Source organism: Caulobacter sp. CCNWLW153, assembly GCF_036889365.1.
Classification (GTDB): domain Bacteria; phylum Pseudomonadota; class Alphaproteobacteria; order Caulobacterales; family Caulobacteraceae; genus Caulobacter; species Caulobacter radicis.
Genome location: NZ_JBAKFV010000041.1, coordinates 1 through 1,294 on the forward strand (window position 1 = coordinate 1; position 1,294 = coordinate 1,294).

General features: G+C 64.1%; 1 protein-coding gene. It reads right to left on the reverse strand.

Annotated elements, in window-relative coordinates:
* Window positions 1–102: 102 nt before the first annotated feature.
* Window positions 103–1,293 (reverse strand): elongation factor Tu, encoded by a 1,191-nt coding sequence (tuf, locus tag V6S85_RS26500; protein ID WP_101719590.1) that lies wholly within the window; start codon window positions 1,291–1,293, stop codon window positions 103–105.
* Window position 1,294: the final 1 nt, after the last annotated feature.

Consider the following 1,294-nt stretch of genomic DNA (forward strand, 5'->3'; position numbering starts at 1 on the left):
CCTTCGGGCCGCCTCCCCCAGAGGGGGAGGAGCCAAAAGAAAAGGCCCCGGAGGTTTCCCTCCGGGGCCTTCGCTTTGTCAGCCGAAGCTAAGAAGCGTCGATTACTCGACGATCTTGGCGACGACGCCGGCGCCGACGGTGCGGCCGCCTTCACGGATGGCGAAGCGCAGCTTCTCTTCCATGGCGATCGGGGTGATCAGCTCGACGTCCAGCTCGGCGTTGTCGCCCGGCATGATCATTTCCACGCCTTCGCGCAGCTTGATGATGCCGGTCACGTCGGTGGTGCGGAAGTAGAACTGCGGACGGTAGTTCGTGAAGAACGGCGTGTGACGGCCGCCTTCTTCCTTGGTCAGGATGTAGGCTTCGGCCACGAACTTGGTGTGCGGGGTGATCGAGCCCGGCTTGCAGAGCACTTGGCCGCGCTCGACGTCTTCACGCTTGGTGCCGCGCAGCAGCACGCCCACGTTGTCGCCGGCTTGACCTTGGTCCAGCAGCTTGCGGAACATTTCGACGCCCGTGCAGGTCGTCTTCTGGACCGGACGGATGCCGACGATTTCGACTTCTTCACCGACCTTCACGATGCCGCGCTCGACGCGACCGGTCACCACGGTGCCGCGGCCCGAGATCGAGAACACGTCTTCGACCGGCATCAGGAACGCCTGGTCGATCGGGCGTTCCGGCTGCGGGATGTAGGCGTCGACCGAAGCCATCAGCTCGAGGATCTTCTCTTCGCCGATGTTGGCGTCGCGGTTTTCCACGGCGGCCAGGGCCGAACCCTTGGTGATCGGGATGTCGTCGCCCGGGAACTGGTAGGACGACAGCAGCTCGCGAACTTCCATTTCGACGAGCTCGAGCAGCTCTTCGTCGTCGACCATGTCGACCTTGTTCATGAACACGACCAGCGCCGGCACGCCGACCTGACGGGCCAGCAGGATGTGCTCGCGCGTCTGCGGCATCGGGCCGTCGGCGGCCGAAACCACCAGGATCGCGCCGTCCATCTGCGCCGCGCCCGTGATCATGTTCTTCACGTAGTCGGCGTGGCCGGGGCAGTCGACGTGAGCGTAGTGACGGTTGGCCGTCTCGTACTCGACGTGCGCGGTGTTGATCGTGATGCCGCGGGCCTTTTCTTCCGGCGCGGCGTCGATGTCGGCGTAGTTCTTGGCGGTCGCGCCACCCGACTTCGCCAGCGTGATCGTGATCGCGGCCGTCAGCGTCGTCTTGCCATGGTCAACGTGACCGATGGTGCCGATGTTGCAGTGCGGCTTATTACGTTCGAACTTTTCCTTGGCCATC

Excerpts from the sequence above, each read along its gene's own strand:
- tuf (WP_101719590.1), bottom strand. The coding sequence starts at position 1,293 with ATGGCCAAGGAAAAGTTCGAACGTAATAAGCCGCACTGCAACATCGGC.